We start from the raw sequence: 19,589 nt of genomic DNA, 5'->3' as shown, positions 1-19,589 counted from the left end.
TAGCAGCGTTTTAAGCGTAGTTAACCTGATCAGCGTAAGGAAAGTGTATGCGTAAACTTTTAGCATATTGCCGTCGTGCACCACAATTAACAGTCGTAATTCTTGCTTTTCCGTTTATTGCGCCTTTGTACTCGTATAATTTGCCTATATTAACTACTTTCTGTGAGCAAATTTCTAATTTTTCGCAGCAAATCTTTGATTTTTTAAAAATTAATTGCAGTATTTCCATAAGTATTAGTCTTGGCAAAACTATTATCGCTATTCTCGTTTTATATACGAGCGTTATTTCTTTGCGTAATATGATTAAACATTTACTGCATGGAACTTTAGGTATTGATCTACTTGCTTTTGTTGCATTGCTTACAACACTTTGTATTGGTGAGTTCTGGGCAAGTTATTTGATTGTTGTAATGGTTTGGACTGGAGAAGCTATAGAAGATTTTGCGCATATGAAAGCTCAGCGCAATCTATCTCTTTTAGTAAGCGCAGCTCCAAAAACTGCTCACCTTATGACTTTGCCAGGTATTGAGCATGGTATGAATCATAATCAAGCAAATGATGAATCATACGAACCGCCATGTTTGAGTGAAAATCAGTGCAAGCCTAGCTCGTGTGTTCTGTGCCAGCATGCTGAATTTAGAAAAGTAGATGCCGCTAATTCTAAGCAATCTAATAGTAGCGAGCAAAATAGCGAAAGTAATTGCGAAAATAATGACTTGCAAAATTGCAACTGTAAACAAAATAATTGCCCATTTTTGCAAGCATCTACAGACAACGAAATCTCCTCAAATTTGCAGCGTTACGCTACAGTTCCTGTTGATGAGCTAAAGATAGGAAACGTAATTATTGTGCTTCCTGGCGAAACAGTGCCAGTTGACGGTGAATTATTAAGCGGTTCTGCAATTTTAGACACAAGTGCTATTAACGGAGAATCTGTTCCTAGAGAAGTCTATGCGGGAGCTGCAGTGCTTTCAGGCTGTGTAAACGGTGGAGTTGTGCTTATTATGCGCGTAACAAAGCTGTCTAAAAACTCGCAGTATCAGAAAATCATGCAGCTTGTTGAGTCTGCTAGGTCTTCTAAAGCTGCAGTAGTTAGATTTGCAGACATGCTATCTGTGCCGTTTACAGTATTATCTTTTGCGATTGCAGGTCTTGCTTGGAGCTTTTCTGGCGACGCATTGCGATTTGCGCAAGTATTGGTTCTAGCAACCCCATGTCCTCTGCTTATTGCAGTTCCAGTTGCTTGCATGGCTGGTACTGGGCGTTTAGCAAAACTTGGAATTGTTGTTAAAAGTCAGGATGTGCTTGAGCAATTAAGTCGTGTAACAGACGTATTTTTTGACAAAACCGGCACGCTAACTGTAAAACAGCCGCAAGTTGTAAACGTAGACGTAATCGATACTACGCAGAAAGCTGATCGAATTGTGATGCTCGCAGGTGTGCTAGAAACGTATTCTCAGCATATTCTCGCTGGAGGTATAGCAAAAGCAGGTTCAGTTTTGTGGGAGCACACGCATCCATCTTCAACTCCGCAATTGCCTAGCGTTAGAGAATACCCAGTAGTGCATAGTGTGAAGGAAACTGCAGGTCAGGGTATTCAAGGCGTTGTAGATGGTGTTTTGGTGCGCGTTGGGCGTAGAAAGTATGTTACTGAGCAAACTGATATTAATAAACAGGTCATGAATCATATTGCGACACAACATATTGCGGCACAACATGTAGTCAATGCGCTCGCTGCAGACGAAATGGCAACCTATGTTTCCTTTGACGGAGTGCTAGTTGGTCGGATTGTGTTAAAAGACGTGCCTCGCGATAACGCGAAATCAACTATTGACGCATTGCGTACGCTTGGTGCGCGCTCAATATCTATTCTTACTGGAGATAGTTTGCAAGCTGCAACAACAATTGGTAAAAGCGTTGGAATTGACACAATATATGCAGATTTGCTTCCGCAAGATAAATTAGCGTATGTAAAAAAGCACAATTACAATGCAGCCAAAAGTAAGAAAGATTCGACTGTAACAATGATGGTTGGAGACGGTGTAAACGATGCTCCAGTGCTTGCGGCTGCAGATATTGGCGTAGCGGTAACGGATGGCACAGATACGGCAGCATCTGAATGTGCTCAGTTAGTTATTATGAACAACGATATTTCTTCTGTTGCAAGCGCAATAAGAGTAGCAAAACATACTAAATGCGTTATGGTTCAGTCAGTATTGATGGGCATTGGATTGGCAATTATAAGTATGATTTTTGCGGCTTTCGGTTTTATTCCAGCAGTTATTGGCGCAATGATGCAAGAAGCAATTGATGTTGTTGCTATTATGTGGGCTTTAACAGCATTGCGCGAACGAAAATAAAAATATTTTTGGCAATATTTTTTACGATATTCATTACGACATCTTTAATAATATTCGTTTGAGCATTTTATTTATTTGAGCATGTTGTAAGACGAAGTAATGCGCTAGTCTAATTATGAAAGCATACGAGTTAGCTGCAAACGGTAAGAGCTCAAGCTTGTACGTAACTTATTTTTGGCGAAGAATTACATATAAACGCTTTACAGTTACGCTGCTGAGTGGATTGAGGCAACCTATGCTTGTAGGCCGCGCTAAATAGCGCGAAAACGGCGAAAAGTGCCGTATAATACAGCTCAATATGGGGATAATAATGGAAAAAAATAATTTAAGCGAAAATGTTTCACAAGAAACATCTCAACTGCGTATTGCTGTAATAGGAGCAGGCCCTGCAGGAGTGTATTCTTCCGATATCTTCTTACGCCAGATTGCAAAGCGTGGAGAAGAATTGGGATTAGGCTCTAGCGCTCGCATCGATCTTTTTGAAAAATTGCCAGTGCCTTTTGGATTAGTGCGTTACGGAGTAGCTCCTGACCATCCAAGTATCAAATTTATTGCGGATGCGCTTGAAAAGACGCTTGATAATCCAAATATTCATCTTTATGCAAATGTTGAATTTGGTAAGGATATTGCATTAGAAGATTTATTGGAACGCTACGATGCTGTGCTATTTGCAACCGGCGCTGTGAAAGATAGGCCTCTTCGAGGAGTTCCAGGCGCCGATTTAGACGGAGTGTACGGAGCTGCAAAATTCGTAGAATGGTACGACGGATACCCGACTAGCAATCGAGAATGGCCGCTTGAAGCAAAAGAAGTAGCTGTTATTGGCGGCGGAAATGTGGCAATGGATGTTGCTCGTGAGCTTTTACGAGATCCTGATTATTTGCGCGCGCATACGGATATTCCAGACGACGTGTATGAGGGATTGCAAAAAAATAAAACCCAAACCTTGCATTTATTTATTCGTCGTGGAGTTGCCCAAGCAAAATTCTCTGTTCAAGAATTGCGCGAAATGGAAAAGTTATCCGGAGTGCAAATTGTTATTAATGAGGATGATTTTGAACTTGACGATGAGACTATTGAAGTAGCCGGTAACGATAAGCTCACGCGTCAAATGGTTGAGGAACTTTTTGCGATTCGAGACATGGCAGAAGATATGGAAGATGGCGGAAACGTTGATTTTGAGGGGAATCCAGCCGACAAACGCTATATTATCCACTTCAACTGTGCGCCGGTAGAAATTCTTGGTGAAGATGGGCGTGTGAAAGCAATACGAGTTGAGCGAACTGTAACAAGCGCGGATGGCACAATGACTCGTACTGGAGAGTTCGAGGAGTATGCCGTTCAAGCTGTTTACCATGCCATTGGCTACCATCCTGCAGAAGTTACAGGAATTGCTTACGACGAAAAGCGTACTTTGCTTGCAAATATTGATGGACGCTTAGTGACGTCTGTAGAAAATGGCGAAGTCCGTGAGCGATTGTATGCAACTGGCTGGGCTAAGCGTGGGCCGGTAGGATTAATCGGCTCTACAAAATCTGATGCTCTTTTGATTGTTAATAATATGCTTGAAGATTTATCTAAAGCTGGCAATGCTGGGCGAATCGCACCTGATCGCGATGAAAATTCTATAGATAAATTATTGGCAGAAAAGGGCATTAAACCAATTGATTACGCCGGTTGGAAGCGAGTTGACTCTTATGAGCGTGAGCTTGGAGCCAATGAGCAGAGAACTCGAAAGAAAGTTGTTTCAGCGTCTGAACTTGTAAATATTGCTTTAGGTAGCAAATAATGCCCTAAATAAACTGAAAATATTGCTTAGTATTTAAGTTTGTAGTTAGTAAATACGCAGTATATATTCAGAAAAATTTAAGTTCGCATTATTAGGATAGTTCGTATGTTGAAAGGCTTGAGAATACACTATGGCAGCTTAAAAGCCGCACTATTTTTTGTTGTTGTGTGGCTTTTTCTTGCCTTATGTTGGGTTCTTGCTGGCTCGCATCTGTCATCACTAATATGGTTCATTATTCCTGGTATTGCATTTAGTGTTTTTGCTTATTGGTGCTCAAGTAAGCTTGCGATTATTGCTATGCGTGCTACAGAGGTTAGTGAAGAAGAAGAGCCTGTGCTCTACGCAATGGTTAGAGATTTATCTGCTCGAATTGGTAAACCTATGCCGCGAGTAATGGTTTCTCCCTACGAAAGTCCTAATGCTTTTGCAACCGGTAGAAGTGAGCGTCATGCAAGCATATGTTGTACTCGTGGTTTGATTAATATCCTTAACGAGCGCGAGTTACGTAGTGTTATTGGTCATGAATTAACTCATATTTATAATCATGATATTCTCGCTTCTTCGCTGGCTACTGCTACAGCAACAGTATTAACGTACGTTGGTTCTTGGCTTGTTTATGTTGGTGATACATATCGTCGTGATATTCGCAAGTATTGCAAATTTATTGGTAAGTTTTTAAATATTTTATTCGCTCCTATTGCTTCTGTTATTATCAATGCAATTATTCCTGGTTCGCGTGAATTTGACGCAGATAAGGGAAGTAGTGAAATTACTGGAGATTTTGCTGCGCTTGCTTCCGCACTTAATAAAATTACCTACGGCATGCAGCTTCACGAGATGAAATCTACTGCTGGATTGCAGGCTGTTGCTTCTTTGATGATTATTTGCCCATGGAATAATAACGCTCCTGCGCTTGTGCGTTTGTGTACTGCGCGTCCTACTGTTCAGGATAGGATTGGGCGTCTAATGAGCATTGCTGCATGAATATTTTGTTTGTTGAACTTGCTTGTCTTGTTTATTGAGTTCATAAACTGATTCCTAAATATTGAAGCGGTAAGCTGTGCATGATACCCTTAGATGGTTGTTGAAACTAGTTTGCTTTTAGTTACAGCATGCGGATGTAGTTCATCGGTAGAATGGAAGCTTCCCAAGCTTCAGAGGCGGGTTCGACTCCCGTCATCCGCTCCATTCAGATTGTAAAATTGTATAAGTTGTAGTTTTTGTACATTGGATGTATAAAAACTACAACTTACGCTTAGTTAAACTTTCTTTTTCTTGCAATTGTCACAATTGTGCTAGCAAACAGCATCAATGCAACGCTAAGTACAATTGGAATTATTTGTATTCCAGTACGAGGGAGTGCATTATTGGCTATTGTGGATTGTTTGTGTAAATGGGGGTCTTTCTTTACTAAAGTATTCGTCCACGCAACTTGTTTACCGTTTTCGTCAATAAGGACAATCGTATGATTGCCTTTATAGTCTTCCGGGATAACTACGTCGAATACAATCCTGCCATATTCATTAATGTGAACTGTTACATATTTCATTCCATTTGCGCTATAAAGAAGTTTAGGGTTGGAATATATGTAGGCATAAGCTTTTACTGCTTTTTCTAGTTGTAATCTGCGCATGAATTCTGATGTTGCATTTACTGTAACAGTGATATGGTTATTTTTTCCCGCATAAGCAATGTTATTATTCCCGACGGTGAGAGTGTTGCACAACGCTGGAAGTAAATCTGCAATACTCTTTGGTGCTGATGGAATCTGTTGCTGTAATGTGTGTGATTCTGAGTTTGCGTTAAGCTCTATGTGGTTTTCGCGCATAGAATCGTTACTAACTGCAGGAGTTTGTAGAGTTTTGGAAGGATGCGTTGGTCCGGGAAATCCCATGCTTGGAATTTCCTTATGGTCTTGATCGAACTTATTAGTCTGTGGGGTTGTGCTATTTGCAGACTTATCAGGTTCGCCATTGCTAGAGTGCTCACTGTTGCCAGAATGAGATTCTGGTGTTGGTGGAACAGGTTGTGGCTCTGGTTTAGGCGCAGGTTTTGGCGGAACGGGTGTTGGATTCACTGGGTTTGGTTTCGGCTGCAGAGGCACTGCAGGTTGTTGATCAGGCGTCGGTGTCGGCGTAGGCGAAGGCGTTGGTGGAACAGGTGTCGGAGGTACGGGAGTTGGTGTTGGAGCTGGTGTCGCTGGTGTTAGCTCGGTCCATGGTGTTGATTTCTTTGCAGGAATTAACACGGCCCACGTAATACTCTTTTTAGCTGGGTTTAGTGGTGTTGCTGGAATGATTTCTACAACGTGAGCTTTAAGAGTTACTTTCTGTTTTGCTTTGTTTGCAAAGGTTATTTCTACGATAAATGTTGTTTCTCCAGTGTTTGTTGTGTTTGGTTGTTTTACAACTTGTACTGTGCTGTTTTCTGGTAAGTTTTTTAAGTATGGTTTGAAGTCGAAATTATCGGGGATTTTATTGTCTTTTTTGACTTCTATTTTCTTGCCAGGTTCAGCAGTAACATTTGGAATCGGAGTAATGGTTTTGCCTGGTATGAGTTTTTTAGCTGGGTTTAGTGGTGTTGCTGGAATGATTTCTACAACGTGAGCTTTAAGAGTTACTTTCTGTTTTGCTTTGTTTGCAAAGGTTATTTCTACGATAAATGTTGTTTCTCCAGTGTTTGTTGTGTTTGGTTGTTTTACAACTTGTACTGTGCTGTTTTCTGGTAAGTTTTTTAAGTATGGTTTGAAGTCGAAATTATCGGGGATTTTATTGTCTTTTTTGACTTCTATTTTCTTGCCAGGTTCAGCAGTAACATTTGGAAGTTCCTCGATATTAGCCAATCGCTTATGAATAATTATTGGAACTATAATAGTTTTTACTGAATTATCAGATAATGCAAGTAATATTTTACCTTCGTATTTTCCACTTTTAGAAGTGTTAATAGAAGTTTTATCTGTAATATCTGTAATGGTAGATCCTTGCGGTCTGTCTGATGCATTAAGAAGATAATCTGTTACTTTTGGTAACTTATCGTTTTCAAAAATGTCTATGTTTTCAATTTTAGGTTCGAAAGATTGTTCGTCAGTTTTAATAACTGGTTCGTTAACTAATCCGTCGAGTGCAGCAATTTTGCGACCGGTTCCTTCAATTTTATTGCGTTCGCCAACTGTGAATCCTTCGAAACTATCCATTCTAGGCTCAAAGTAACTACGAGATCCGTGACCTTCTCCAGATCTTCCTATGCTTATTGCGCCGTTAAGGTTTCCTATTGGTCCTATTACTTTATCATTATCAACCTTGTAATGAACAGCATAACCCTCTTTTGTTAATTGATCGCCAAAATCAGATGTTTCCCAAAGCCATTTGTTGAATATATTACCTTTGATCCTCGGAGCGTTAAAAGTATAGGCCTTTGTAATCCATTGGTAATTTTTTTGTTTAGCGTAAATTAAAGCACGTTGAGATAAATAACCTCCGAGAGAATGCCCTGTTATATATAAATTAGTAGCAAGTTTTTCTCTATTGATTTTATCCATCACATTGTTTACATCTAAAGCTTGGCTCGGGTTTAATCCAATTGCTAGTTTAATGTCATTAGTAAAATCTCCGCCGCTTTCAGTTCCTCGGATTGCAAGAACTTGCACGCCGTTTTGCTCAATAAATGGGTATGCAGGATTTACATTTTCAAAAAGAATAGCATCAAATCCGCTTCCAAAGTGGTATGTTTCTTTGACTTTCCAGAATGGCGCAAGCTCGTTATGCATAAGCTTGTATTCGTTGCGATTTTTGTAAATTTTAGTGAGCGGTTTTGAGTAGTCAAGTACTTCTTTGACGTAGCTGTCTTCCCTATACACAAGCTCCATAAAAAGAGCCATGTCTCGGGGGCTAATATCCCACCTGCGAGGATTGTTATCGTTTTTGTCATCTAACCCGTCGCCGTCGGTGTCCTTAATAAGTGGATGCGAATTATATCCGTAATATGTGCGTCCGTTTTTTACGTAAGTGTAAAGCTCTTCGCTGTTCTTCAGACCGTCGCCATCGCTATCTTGATCTGGATCTAGCGCGGCTTTATGGTAAAGCAAAGAATCAATCTGATTATTTTCCAAACGAATTCGACCAGTAGAAATGTCGTGAGCAGTTTGTGCAGTCAAAGGAGTGTGAATTGGTGATGTTTCTTCTGCAACTGCGGTTGTTGCTAACGAAGGTACGTAAATCAGAGATGAAACAATCAAACCAAAAGCTAATACAATTCCACTAATTGTGTGAATGGTACTTACTTTTCTCATACTGCTATTCCTTACTTTTTGTACAGACTTCTACTTTATTTTGAAAATATTTTTGCGAGCAGCACAACAGATTTAGCTCAACGTGTTGATTTTATCAGATTTAACAACTTCATAAAATTGTATCTAGTTGAATCAGATAATTTTAATAAGTACCAAAAGTTAATACTTAAGCTTATGCGGTGTAATAGGAAAGAATTTCATTAGATTAATTGATATAGGAAAAGCGCTGAGCTACTTGGGATATTAATGAATCATCGGTAAATCAGCGCTTAGCTTATTGTTAATAAATTACACGAGGTAGCTATCTATTGCTGGTGCTAATTAGCAATCCTTAATTAGCAGTAATTAGAACGTGCGAACATCGTAGAAGTTGTTAAGTTCTTCCATCCAACGTCCAGTGCCAGAAATATCTCCTCTAGTACCTACGGTGAAACCTGGGAAATTGTTCATACGAGCCTCAAGATAGCTTCGAGAGCTATGTCCTTGCGCAGAATTGCCGACGCTTATAGCTCCAGCAAAATTGCCAACAGAACGAATAACCTTGTCGTTGTCTACTTTGTAATGAACAGCGTAACCTTCTCGAGTGAGCTTATTGCCAGTATTGGCGACGGTACGTAACCAACGGTTGAAAATATTTCCCCAAATTTGTGGTGAATTGAATGTGTAAATTTTCTTAATCCAGTTGTAGCCTTTGCCTTTAGCACGAATTAAAGCACGCTGTGCAAGATATCCTCCGAGGGAATGTCCGGTAATATACAAATTGCTAACAGTATTTTCGCGACCATAACGCTCAATCAACTGCTCAACATCTTTAGCTTGATCTGGGTTATGACCTACAGCTATTGCAAAATCATCATCGTAATCATTAAATTGGGAAGTTCCACGAATTGCTAGTACTTGAACAGTGCCTTGTTCTAAGAATGGGTATGGACTTACATTTTCAAACAAAACAGCATCAAATCCTCCCCTCTTGTGGTAGGTTTCTTTAACTTTCCAGAATGGTGCAAGCTCGTTGTGCATAAGGCGGTACTCATTGCGATTTTTGTAAATGTCGTGAAGCGGTTTAGTGTAATCGAGTACCTTATTTATGTAATTATCATCTCGATAAGAAAGTTCAGAGAATAAAGCCATATCGCGAGGACTAATATCCCACCTGCGAGGATTGCTGTCTTGATTATCTGGAATACCATCGCCGTCGGTATCGTTCATCATAGGGTGAGAATTGTACCCATAATAAGTCTTACCGTCTTTAGTGTAAGTGTAAATTTCCTGACTATTAGTTAAGCCGTCACCATCTAAATCAGCTTGCGGATCAAGAGGCTTCTTGTGATATAAAGACATATCCAAAGCCCCAGGTAAATCTAAGCCTATAGTTCCATTTGCGATTTGTTTAGCTGTTTCAGCAGTAAGTGGAGTTTTTGCATAATTATCTGCGGTTGTTGCCATTGCTGGCATTGCGAAAGCAGATAGGCTCAAGAGCATGCATAGGCTAGTTAGGAACCCTGTTACTGCATTGCGTTTCATAGTATCCTCCCATATTTTGTTTAGTTTTGTAGTCAACAAATGTATAGGACGACTGTTTACGATTTGTAGCACCTCTTTGTTAACTACGTGCGTTATATAAATTAATCGAAATTTATTTTGCCGCCACAATTGCTATTCTACACAATTCGTCAATTGTATAGTCTACATAAACAAAAGTCCATACTTCTAAATAAATGTTGTTGCTCCTTTTTGTTTACTAAAATCATTGACGATGTGTATAAGAGCCATAGAAAACATCTATATAACTAGAATTATCAATAGCCATAATCTATTCTTAATAATGAAAATAAAAGCGCAACGAAGGCGCAAATGACCTATTTAGGAGAATGATATGAGTTTAATGAACACACATATTCTTCCATTCAAAGTAAATGGTTATAAGAATGGCGAATTTGTTGAAGTAAACGATACTGATGTTCTTGGCAAATGGGCAATTTTCTTCTTCTATCCAGCTGATTTTTCATTCGTATGCCCAACTGAATTGGAAGATCTTGCAAACCACTATGAGGAATTGCAAAAGCTAGGCGTTGAAGTTTACTCAGTCTCTACGGATACACATTTTGTACACAAAGCATGGCATGACGATTCTGAAGCAATTGCAAAAGTAAAGTACACTATGTTGGGTGATCCTTCTGGAGCTCTTTCGCGTAATTTTGACGCTTGGAATCAAGAATCCGGTTTAGCTCACCGTGCTACGTTCCTCGTAGATCCGCAAGGTATGATTCAGTTCTTTGAGATGACCGCAGACGGAATTGGTCGTAACGCCGACGAGCTCCTTCGTAAAGTTAAAGCAGCACAGTATATTGCAGCGCACCCAGGCGAAGTTTGCCCAGCAAAATGGGAGCAGGGCGAAGAAACCTTGGAACCTTCTATCGATTTAGTCGGCAAAATCTGATTTTTGCAATTAAATATTAAAGAATCTTTTTAAAGAATATTCTCAATGCGTAGGGAGCTACGTTCATAGTTTCCTACGCATTCGCTTATTTTTACTTGTGACTAAAATTACCGAAGGAAGTAAATTATGTCTTTGTTGAATGCGTCATTAACTGCTCAGCTTTCAGAATTACTAAAAAAGATGGTATCTAAAATAGAAATCGTTTCTTACGTTGATAATTCTGAAACATCTCAAAAAGTTAAATCCTTACTAGAAGAAGTATCTCAACAAAGTGACAAAATTAGTATTTCTGAAGTAAATAATAATAAAATTAGCAATGTAAAGCGTAAGCCAAGCTTTGAATTGCGTAGAAAACTAGATAATCCAGTAAATGGAGAATCCACTGTATCGATTAGTTTTGCGGGATTGCCTTTAGGGCACGAATTCAGCTCTTTAGTACTAGCACTTCTACAAGTAAGTGGCTATGCGCCAAAAATTAGTGATGAGCAACGCGATGCAATACTAAAGTTTGGTTCACACAATGTGACAACGTACATGTCGGTAACTTGCCTGAATTGCCCAGAAGTTGTGCAATCGCTTAACACCATTTCTATTATTAACCCTAAAGTTCAGCATACTGTAGTTGAAGGTAGCGCTTTCCGCGAAGAAGTAGATAAACTTGGTGTAATGAGCGTGCCAGCAGTTTTTGAAAATGGCAAACTTATTTCCTCCGGACGAGCAGGAATTGACGAACTTGTATCTGTGCTTGCATCACAAGAAAAATCTGTTGAGCAGGATGAGGATGGCAATAATGGTAATAGCGTTTCTTCGGCAAATGTTGCGCTCGCAGAAAAAATGAATTCGCAAAATCCATACGATATTGTTATTGTTGGCGGCGGTCCTGCTGCTTCTGCTGCCGCAATTTACACTGCTCGCAAGGGCTTGCGTACGGCTATGATTATGGATCATCGTGGCGGCCAGGTTGTAGAAACTGAAAGTATTGAAAATCATATTTCACAAACTCATACGACTGGTTCTCAACTAGCAGTAGATTTAACTAAGCATATTTCTCAATACGATATTGACGTATTTACTCCTGATTGGGCAGACTCGCTCGATTTATCTAAGGAACCATATGGGTTACATACTATTCATGCGCGTTCTGGCGGATCTTTGAAAGCGCGTGCAGTGATTATTGCAACTGGCGCAACTTGGCGTACGTTGGGCGTTCCTGGAGAAGATGAGTATAGGAATAGAGGCGTATCATTCTGTCCTCATTGCGACGGTCCACTTTTCAAAGATAAGAATGTTGTCGTTGTTGGCGGTGGAAATTCTGGTGTTGAAGCTGCTATTGATTTAGCAGGAGTTGCAAAACACGTTACTGTGATTGAGTTCATGGATGTGCTTAAAGCGGATCAAGTATTGCTTAATGCTTTGCATAAATTACCTAACACTGAAGTTATTACAAGTGCTGCAGTAAGCAGTATTGAAGGTAGTGGTAGTAAAGTTACTGCAATACGTTACATAGATCGCAATAAAGCAGACAATGATGAAAACGAAGAACATATTGTTGAAACCGATGGGGTTTTTGTGCAAATTGGTTTAGCTCCGAATACTCGTTGGCTTGCAAATAATATTTCTCTTAATAATCGAGGAGAAATTATTACGAATCGCGCTGGATGCACTGATACTCCGGGTGTTTTTGCTGCTGGAGATTGTTCAGACGAACCGTATAAGCAGATCGTTACAGCGTATGGTTCTGGAGCCAATGCTGCGTTATCTGCATTTGACTATCTTATCCGCAACCCGCAAAATAAATAATTTATAAAATTTATTATGCAATAAACAATGGGAGGCGTCTTATGAATATTAGAGCGTTAGAATATCTAATAGCTTTTGCACAAGAAGGAAGCTTTACCAAGGCGGCTGTTCGTATGCGCGTCTCTCAGCCTACTCTTTCAACGCAAATTAAAAAACTTGAAGAGACTTTAGACGTAGAACTTATTGAGCGCACTCCCGGGAAACAAATCTTAACTCCTGCTGGGAGGGAAGTGGTTTATTACGCTAAACGTATTCAGGCAGATATGTCACGTATTCGACAAGCTGCAAGACGTTCAGAAGATCCATGGTCATCTACAGTGGTTTTGGGTGTGTTCCCAACGTTAGGACCATACTTACTTCCAAGAATTATGCCTGCACTCAGGCGTTTAAAACCAAAACTTACTATTCGTTTTATAGAAGAAAAATCAGCGAAACTTATTGATTTGCTAGATAGTGGTCAAGTCGACGCAGTTATATTAAGCGAAAGTTTGAATGCGCCTTCAATAAAAGTGTGTCATGTTTTTGACGAAGATTTTCTTCTTGCGGCTTCTACAAATTCTTTGCTAGGCCACGAGAGTAAACCAATTGAACTTTCAGATTTGTCTACTCAGAAAGTGCTTTTATTAGAAGATGGGCACTGTATGCGTAGAAGCATGCTCGATGTATGCCAAAAAGTAGGTGCGAAACAATCAGAATTTAGGGCAACGTCGTTAGAAACTTTGCGATATATGGTTATAGGTAGCAAAGATGTGACATTATTGCCGCGTCTTGCAACTGTACCTCCAATTGTGCAACCAATTGGTTTGACGTTGCGTGAGTTTAAGAATCCTAAACCTTATCGATCGTTATATTTGAATTGGCGTGCAGCTTCTCCAGTAGACAAAATTATGGAAGAATTGTGCAAAATAATTAGTTCAGCATGTTCTGATTTGCATAAAAAATAAGTAGGATATTCTGTTTAAAAATGAAAATAGGCACTTCTGTTTGCTAAGTTAGCTACAGAAGTGCCGTATTCTTCTTCTCTTACTTTTCTTTTATTCTCACTTTATTTTGAGAGTTACTGCCTCGTTTTATTTGCCTCGTTTTATTTGTTGCTAAATTAATGATTTATAATTCAATGCCAAGATAGCGTGCTACTTGATTCACATCCTTATCTCCACGGCCGGAAACTGTTACTAAAACAATGTCATCCTTACTCATCTTTGGAACCATCTTCATAGCTTGTGCTATTGCGTGTGAGCTTTCCAAAGCTGGGATGATTCCTTCAACTCTAGAAAGTGCGCGGAAAGCTTGAACTGCTTCATCATCAGTGATCGCGTAGTATTCTGCGCGACCAGAATCCTTTAAATATGAATGTTCTGGGCCGACTCCAGGATAATCTAATCCTGCAGAAATAGAGTAGGCTGGAAGCTCGTTACCGTCATCATCCATAAGAACATAAGTTTTCATGCCGTCCGTAATGCCAATTTTTCCATTCGTCATAGTAGCAGCATTTTGAGGAGTATCAGCACCTTTACCTGCGCCTTCAGCACCAATCAATCGTACAGACGGATCATCAATATATGCTGCAAAAGAACCAATTGCATTAGAACCGCCACCAATGCAAGCAATTACAGCATTCGGTAATCTGCCTTCTTTTTCTAGGATCTGCCTTCTTGACTCTTTGCTAATAACGCTTTGAAAATCGCGAACCATTTGTGGATAAGGGTAAGGTCCCACTGCGGAACCAACGATGTAGAAGGTATCATCCAAGTGCTGTGCATAATCCATAAATGCTGCAGTTACAGCATCTTTTAAAGTTTTTGTGCCCTCTTGAACAGCATGAACTTTTGCACCGAGCAAAGTCATTCTAAAAACGTTAAGTTTTTGGCGTTCGCAATCAAGTGCGCCCATAAAAATTTCGCATTCCATGCCGAATCGTGCTGCTGCAGCAGCAGTGGCAACGCCATGCTGACCGGCTCCGGTTTCAGCGATAATGCGCTTTTTACCCATGCGCTGAGCGAGTAAAATTTGTCCGAGAACATTATTCATTTTGTGAGCGCCGAGATGGTTTAAATCTTCGCGCTTTAAATATACTTTTGCGCCGCCTAAATATTTTGTGAAAGATTCAGCATAGTATAAAGGTGTTTCGCGACCGTCGTAATCTTTTAATAATCCCGCCAATTCATTGCGGAACTCTGGATCGTCTTTGTATTGTAAGTAAGCTGCTGCTACTGCGTCGAGTGCTGGACGAATCATATCTGGTACGTACTGTCCGCCAAATTCACCGTAATACATGTTTTGTTCAACTGCGTTTACCATAATTTTGCCCTTCTTGTGAGTGCCGAGGAAATCGGCATTAGGTTTGTTATTTGTTGTGTTGATTATTTTGTAATTTTGAAGGGCGTGTGCTCAGATAATAAAAAAGCTGGATGGCAGCTTATATGCCATTCAGCTCAAATAATGTTGATGATGAATCCGGCATAGCCCCGTTGATTTGTTTAAAATCAGCAAGCCCACACCGATATGTGAACTCGCTTTTAACTACGCCAGCTGCGCCAGAAACGAGTATTCATGTTCATCAACCTCCAATCTTGTTGCACAAGTTTAGCCGTAGCTGTGACAATGTCAACCTTTTAGTGTTAATTCGGCGTTTCGTGCGGAAAAAATTTAACCCCGGCGTCTATGCGCCGGGGAAATAAAGGAGAGAAGAAAAGAATAATTTTTTAGGTGCTTTGCACCTGTCTTTTTGTCGACAATATTATATAACCACACTATTCTGAGCAGAACAGTAACGCTAACTGATAATTACCTGAGAATTATCTACTTTTCTTCTAAATCTTGCTATTTTAGGAATTAATTTTCTAAAAACGGAATCATTTTTCTAAAAATACTATTCGCTTAAATCAGCACGATAGAAATGTTCATACGAACGTGACGGAGTTGGACCGCGCTGACCTTGATAGTGTGATCCGTTAACAGCTGAACCGTATGGGTTTTCACATGGTGAGCTTAACTGGAAGAAGCACATTTGACCAATCTTCATGCCAGGCCAAAGTTTAACTGGCAAAGTGCTAACGTTTGAAAGCTCCAAAGTAATATGACCTTCGAAACCTGGATCAATGAAGCCAGCTGTGGAATGTGTCAAAATGCCAAGACGACCAAGCGAGCTTTTGCCTTCCAAACGTGCAGCAATAGTAGCGTCAAGTTTTACATACTCCCACGTAGCGCCGAGTGCGAACTCTCCAGGATGAAGAATCCATGGCTCGTCAGGAGCTACCTCGAACTGTTCTGTAAGTTCTCCCTGATTTTCTGCAGGATCAACATACGTGTAAGCATGATTGTTAAATAATCGGAAGAAACGGTCGAGGCGCACGTCAATTGACGCTGGCTGTACCATTTCCGGGGTCCACGGGGTCAAATCAATGTGACCCTCATCATGAGCTTTGAGAATGTCGCGATCAGACAACAGCATGACGTCAAATCTCCTTGCAATAAAGCTTATACATCAGCAACTTCATTGTTCGCACGAAATATTTATTGCTATTTTGCGCGAAAAATACAATACGCACAATTGTAGCGCGTGCCGCGGTCTGTGAGTATGATGCAAGCTATTTCCTGAAAACAAATAAATATTCATGAGCAATAAGCAAAAAATTTTATAGAAAATAAAAACACAAAACGCGGCACAGAGACGTAGGTTATGTAAGAAAACTACGTACTGTACCGCGTATTTATAAATCAGCTGATATTTTTTAGCTAATTGCTTGCTTTTTAAGCAACTGCAGTTAAGGATTTAGCCGCTTTACGCTTAGCAAGAAAACGCAAGAAGCACTTTCTAAGTTCGGAAGCAATTAACACAACCATTGAAAGACCGAGGCACTCGAACCATTCCGTTACGCTCAAAGGAACAGTGCCAAATGGCTCGTTCAAGAACGGTATGTAAATTACAGCCAACTGAAGCACAACAGAAATTGCTATAGCACCCCAAAGCCAACGGTTTGCAAATAAGCCTACAAATACGCTTTGTGAGTCTGAACGAGATGCTAACGCATTCAGCATTTGCGCAAACACAAGAATTGTGAAGCCCATTGTGCGAGCGTGAGTAAGCTGAGCAGCGTGATCCATAATTCCAACAGAACGGTCCGTAAAGAATCCACCTGCCAAATGCATATCCATACCGATTAACGTAATAGCAGCCATGATTATGCCGATAAATACAATATCTCCCCACATTCGTCGGTCAATAACGCTATCGGTAAGCTTTCGAGGCTTTCGATCCATTACGTCGTCAGTTTGCGGATCAACGCCCATCGCGAGTGCAGGAGCTGCATCCGTAAGCAAGTTAATCCACAAAAGCTGAGTTGCAAGCAAAGGCAAAGTTACGCCAACAGAGTTTGGCTGTGTAATTCCCAGTGCGCCAGCGAAAACAACGCCGCCGAAAACAGTACAGACTTCGCCAACGTTAGAACTGAGCAAGTATCGCAAGAATTTACGAATATTGTCGAAAATTCCGCGACCTTCGCGCACTGCTGCAACAATTGTAGAGAAGTTATCGTCAGCCAAAATCATCTTGGCAGACTCTTTAGTTACTTCTGTACCAGTAATGCCCATAGCAACGCCAATATCGGCAGACTTTACGGCTGGAGCATCGTTTACGCCGTCACCAGTCATAGCAACAATGTTTCCTTGACGTTGAAGCGAAGAAACGATAGCTAACTTGTGCTCAGGGGCTACTCGCGCGTACACGCTAGTTTTACTGATAGCTTCATCAAAAGCAATATTATCGTCGTTGCGTGAAAGCAATTCGTCAAGTTCGTCGCCTGTAAGTGCATGCTCATCTTTTCCAATAATCCCAAGATCTCGAGCAATACGCGTAGCCGTAAGAGGATGGTCGCCTGTAATCATAACAGTGCGGATTCCAGCGCGATGAGCTTGAGCTACACTATCTCGAACTTCAATTCGCGGAGGATCAATAATTCCAACCATACCATTCCAAATCAAATCAGATTCTAGTACGTCACTTTGTTCTGCGACGTCCGCGATTTGACCTGCAGCGTTAGAAACCATGCCATCAACTTTTGAAAGACTATCGACTCCAAGCGGCCTATAAGCCATTCCAAGCGTGCGGTAGGCTTCTCCAGAAAGACGTTCAACAGTTGCTAAAATATCTTCGCGATCGCCGTCAGTAAGCGGACGCACGGCACCAGCTACTGCAATACGCGTGCAATAAGAAAGCAGCACGTCCGGAGCGCCCTTAGCGCAAACAATCAGATTTCCAGAATCCGAACCATCTTTAACAACAACAGACATACGTTTGCGTTCAGAAGTAAAAGGTACTTCCGCAACTCGAGTCAAATGAGCGTAACGTTTGTCTGCCTTTGTTTTACGCGCTGCTACTACTAGCGAAACTTCTGTAGGGTCTCCCACAGGCTGCCAACTTTTAGTAGTTTCGTCATAGTGTAAATCGCCGTCGTTAGCTAAACATCCGGAGCCTAACGCGCCTAATACTTCTGTAGCAAGATTTTGCGGCACTGCTAAGTCAGCATCTACAGAACCAATTAATATCATGCGACCTTCAGGCTTGTAACCGCTTCCTGTAAGCTGAACTTCGCCGCTAGGTGTTATTACGCGCTCAACAGTCATCTCGTTTCGAGTTAAAGTACCTGTTTTATCGGAGCAAATAACAGAAGCAGAACCAAGTGTTTCCACGGATGAAAGCTTTTTTACAACAGCATGATGCTTCACCATTCGTTGCACGCCAAGCGCAAGAACTACTGTCAAAATCGCAGCTAAACCTTCTGGAACAGCAGCAACAGCTAGGGAAACAGAAAGCAGCAGAGAATCAATAATATCTTGAATACTGTGGAAGCCTTCAATCAGCCACATGGAAGCAAGAACAACAGCCGCAATAATGCACACCGCAATTCCAAGAACTTTAGAAACGTGTACCATTTCTTTCTCGAGAGGTGTTGCTTCGTCATCTGATTTTGAAAGCATATCCGCGATTTTGCCAACTTGTGTGCGCATGCCTGTAGAGGTGACTACAGCGCGACCGGTTCCTTGTGTAACAGCAGTTCCGTTGAAAACCATATTTGTACGATCGCCTAAAGCTTTTGCAGACGAAAGTGTGTTTGGGCGTTTGCTTACTGCTACAGATTCGCCTGTAAGGCTTGCTTCTGCTACGCGTAAGGAGGCTGCTGCTATAAGTCGACCGTCTGCAGACACGGCATCGCCTTCGCCAAGCACTAAAATATCGCCTGGCACAACTTCTGCAGTATTAATGCGCACCACGCTACCATCGCGCAAAACTGAAGTTTGCGGAGCGCTCATTCTAGCTAAAGCTTCGACTGCTTCTTCTGCTCGCGACTCTTGAATGTAGCCAAGAACTGCGTTTGCAATCAAAATAATGATAATTACGATTGAATCAAACGGCAGAATCTCCCCACCGCTGTTTCCTTTATGTTGTGCGCGCTCAACAAACCACGCGATTGCAGAAATAATAGTTGCTGCAATAAGCAAGTAAACGAGCGGATCTTTAAATTGATCAAGGAATCGTTTCCATGCTGGAATTTTAGGAGCAGCAGCAAGCGCATTCGGACCGAATTGATCAAGTCTTTTTGTGGCTTCCTCAGAGCTTAAACCGCATGAAATATCTACGTTAAGCGATTTAGCTACTTGTTGAACATCACACAATGATGGATCTTTGCTATTAGCTGAAGCGTCAGCCGTTTTATTGGATTGATCAAGAGCGTGATCAACCATATCTTCCCCCTTGGGAGTGCCGCGGAGTAGTCAATAATCGCAATGCTAACGCTATTTTTAGCGCTTCGTATTGTAACTATTGCGCGGTTGTGGAATATTGCAATAGTTTGCAACAATTAAGTACCGTTCTATTATGCCATACAACGCGCCGAGCTTAGAATCAGCAAA

At 40.9% G+C, this 19,589-nt stretch carries 11 protein-coding genes and 1 tRNA gene; 7 read left to right on the top strand and 5 right to left on the bottom strand.

Annotated elements, in window-relative coordinates; translation table 11 throughout:
• The first annotated feature begins 47 nt into the window (after positions 1–47).
• From HXT50_RS04270 to HXT50_RS04255, 4 genes are all read left to right on the top strand, one after another.
• Entirely contained in the window at positions 48–2,360 is a 2,313-nt protein-coding gene (locus HXT50_RS04270; RefSeq protein WP_064340210.1) for a heavy metal translocating P-type ATPase, read from the top strand.
• A 310-nt stretch (positions 2,361–2,670) separates the two neighbouring features.
• A complete protein-coding gene (locus HXT50_RS04265) occupies positions 2,671–4,149 on the top strand; it encodes an FAD-dependent oxidoreductase (RefSeq protein WP_117008643.1) in 1,479 nt (492 codons plus the stop codon).
• A gap of 105 nt (positions 4,150–4,254) precedes the next feature.
• On the top strand, positions 4,255–5,133 hold the full coding sequence (locus HXT50_RS04260) for a M48 family metalloprotease (protein ID WP_004106145.1): 879 nt from the start codon (positions 4,255–4,257) through the stop codon (positions 5,131–5,133).
• Positions 5,134–5,263: 130 nt separating this feature from the next.
• A tRNA-Gly gene (locus tag HXT50_RS04255) sits at positions 5,264–5,337 on the top strand.
• A gap of 67 nt (positions 5,338–5,404) precedes the next feature.
• On the opposite strand, the gene HXT50_RS04250 is transcribed toward HXT50_RS04255, so the two are convergent.
• Positions 5,405–8,437 (bottom strand): Rib/alpha-like domain-containing protein, encoded by a 3,033-nt coding sequence (locus HXT50_RS04250; RefSeq protein ID WP_421777063.1) that lies wholly within the window; start codon positions 8,435–8,437, stop codon positions 5,405–5,407.
• A 345-nt stretch (positions 8,438–8,782) separates the two neighbouring features.
• Complete coding sequence (locus HXT50_RS04245; protein WP_004119768.1) at positions 8,783–9,961, bottom strand: lipase family protein; 1,179 nt, start codon at positions 9,959–9,961, stop codon at positions 8,783–8,785.
• A gap of 352 nt (positions 9,962–10,313) precedes the next feature.
• On the opposite strand from HXT50_RS04245, the gene ahpC reads away from it, so the two are divergent.
• From ahpC to HXT50_RS04230, 3 genes are all read left to right on the top strand, one after another.
• Positions 10,314–10,877 carry an alkyl hydroperoxide reductase subunit C gene (gene ahpC / locus HXT50_RS04240; protein ID WP_032842454.1) on the top strand — a complete coding sequence of 188 codons (564 nt, stop codon included), beginning with the start codon at positions 10,314–10,316 and terminating at the stop codon, positions 10,875–10,877.
• 126 nt (positions 10,878–11,003) lie between these two features.
• Positions 11,004–12,677 (top strand): alkyl hydroperoxide reductase subunit F, encoded by a 1,674-nt coding sequence (ahpF, locus tag HXT50_RS04235; RefSeq protein ID WP_421777062.1) that lies wholly within the window; start codon positions 11,004–11,006, stop codon positions 12,675–12,677.
• Between the two features lie 41 nt (positions 12,678–12,718).
• A complete protein-coding gene (locus HXT50_RS04230; RefSeq protein WP_004106155.1) occupies positions 12,719–13,621 on the top strand; it encodes a LysR substrate-binding domain-containing protein in 903 nt (300 codons plus the stop codon).
• A gap of 163 nt (positions 13,622–13,784) precedes the next feature.
• Here HXT50_RS04230 and trpB read toward each other — a convergent pair whose 3' ends face one another.
• The 3 genes from trpB to HXT50_RS04215 form a co-directional block, all read right to left on the bottom strand.
• Entirely contained in the window at positions 13,785–14,978 is a 1,194-nt protein-coding gene (gene trpB, locus HXT50_RS04225; protein ID WP_004106157.1) for a tryptophan synthase subunit beta, read from the bottom strand.
• Positions 14,979–15,549: 571 nt separating this feature from the next.
• Positions 15,550–16,131: a dCTP deaminase gene (gene dcd / locus HXT50_RS04220; protein ID WP_004119774.1), complete on the bottom strand. Its 582-nt coding sequence runs from the start codon at positions 16,129–16,131 to the stop codon at positions 15,550–15,552.
• 299 nt (positions 16,132–16,430) lie between these two features.
• Positions 16,431–19,421 carry a cation-translocating P-type ATPase gene (locus HXT50_RS04215; protein ID WP_421777061.1) on the bottom strand — a complete coding sequence of 997 codons (2,991 nt, stop codon included), beginning with the start codon at positions 19,419–19,421 and terminating at the stop codon, positions 16,431–16,433.
• Between the last annotated feature and the right edge of the window lie 168 nt (positions 19,422–19,589).

It is taken from the genome of Gardnerella sp. KA00243 (assembly GCF_049244105.1).
Taxonomy (GTDB): domain Bacteria; phylum Actinomycetota; class Actinomycetes; order Actinomycetales; family Bifidobacteriaceae; genus Bifidobacterium; species Bifidobacterium leopoldii.
Note: the sequence above shows the minus strand (reverse complement) of the source record. Positions and strands in the feature narration are given on the sequence as shown.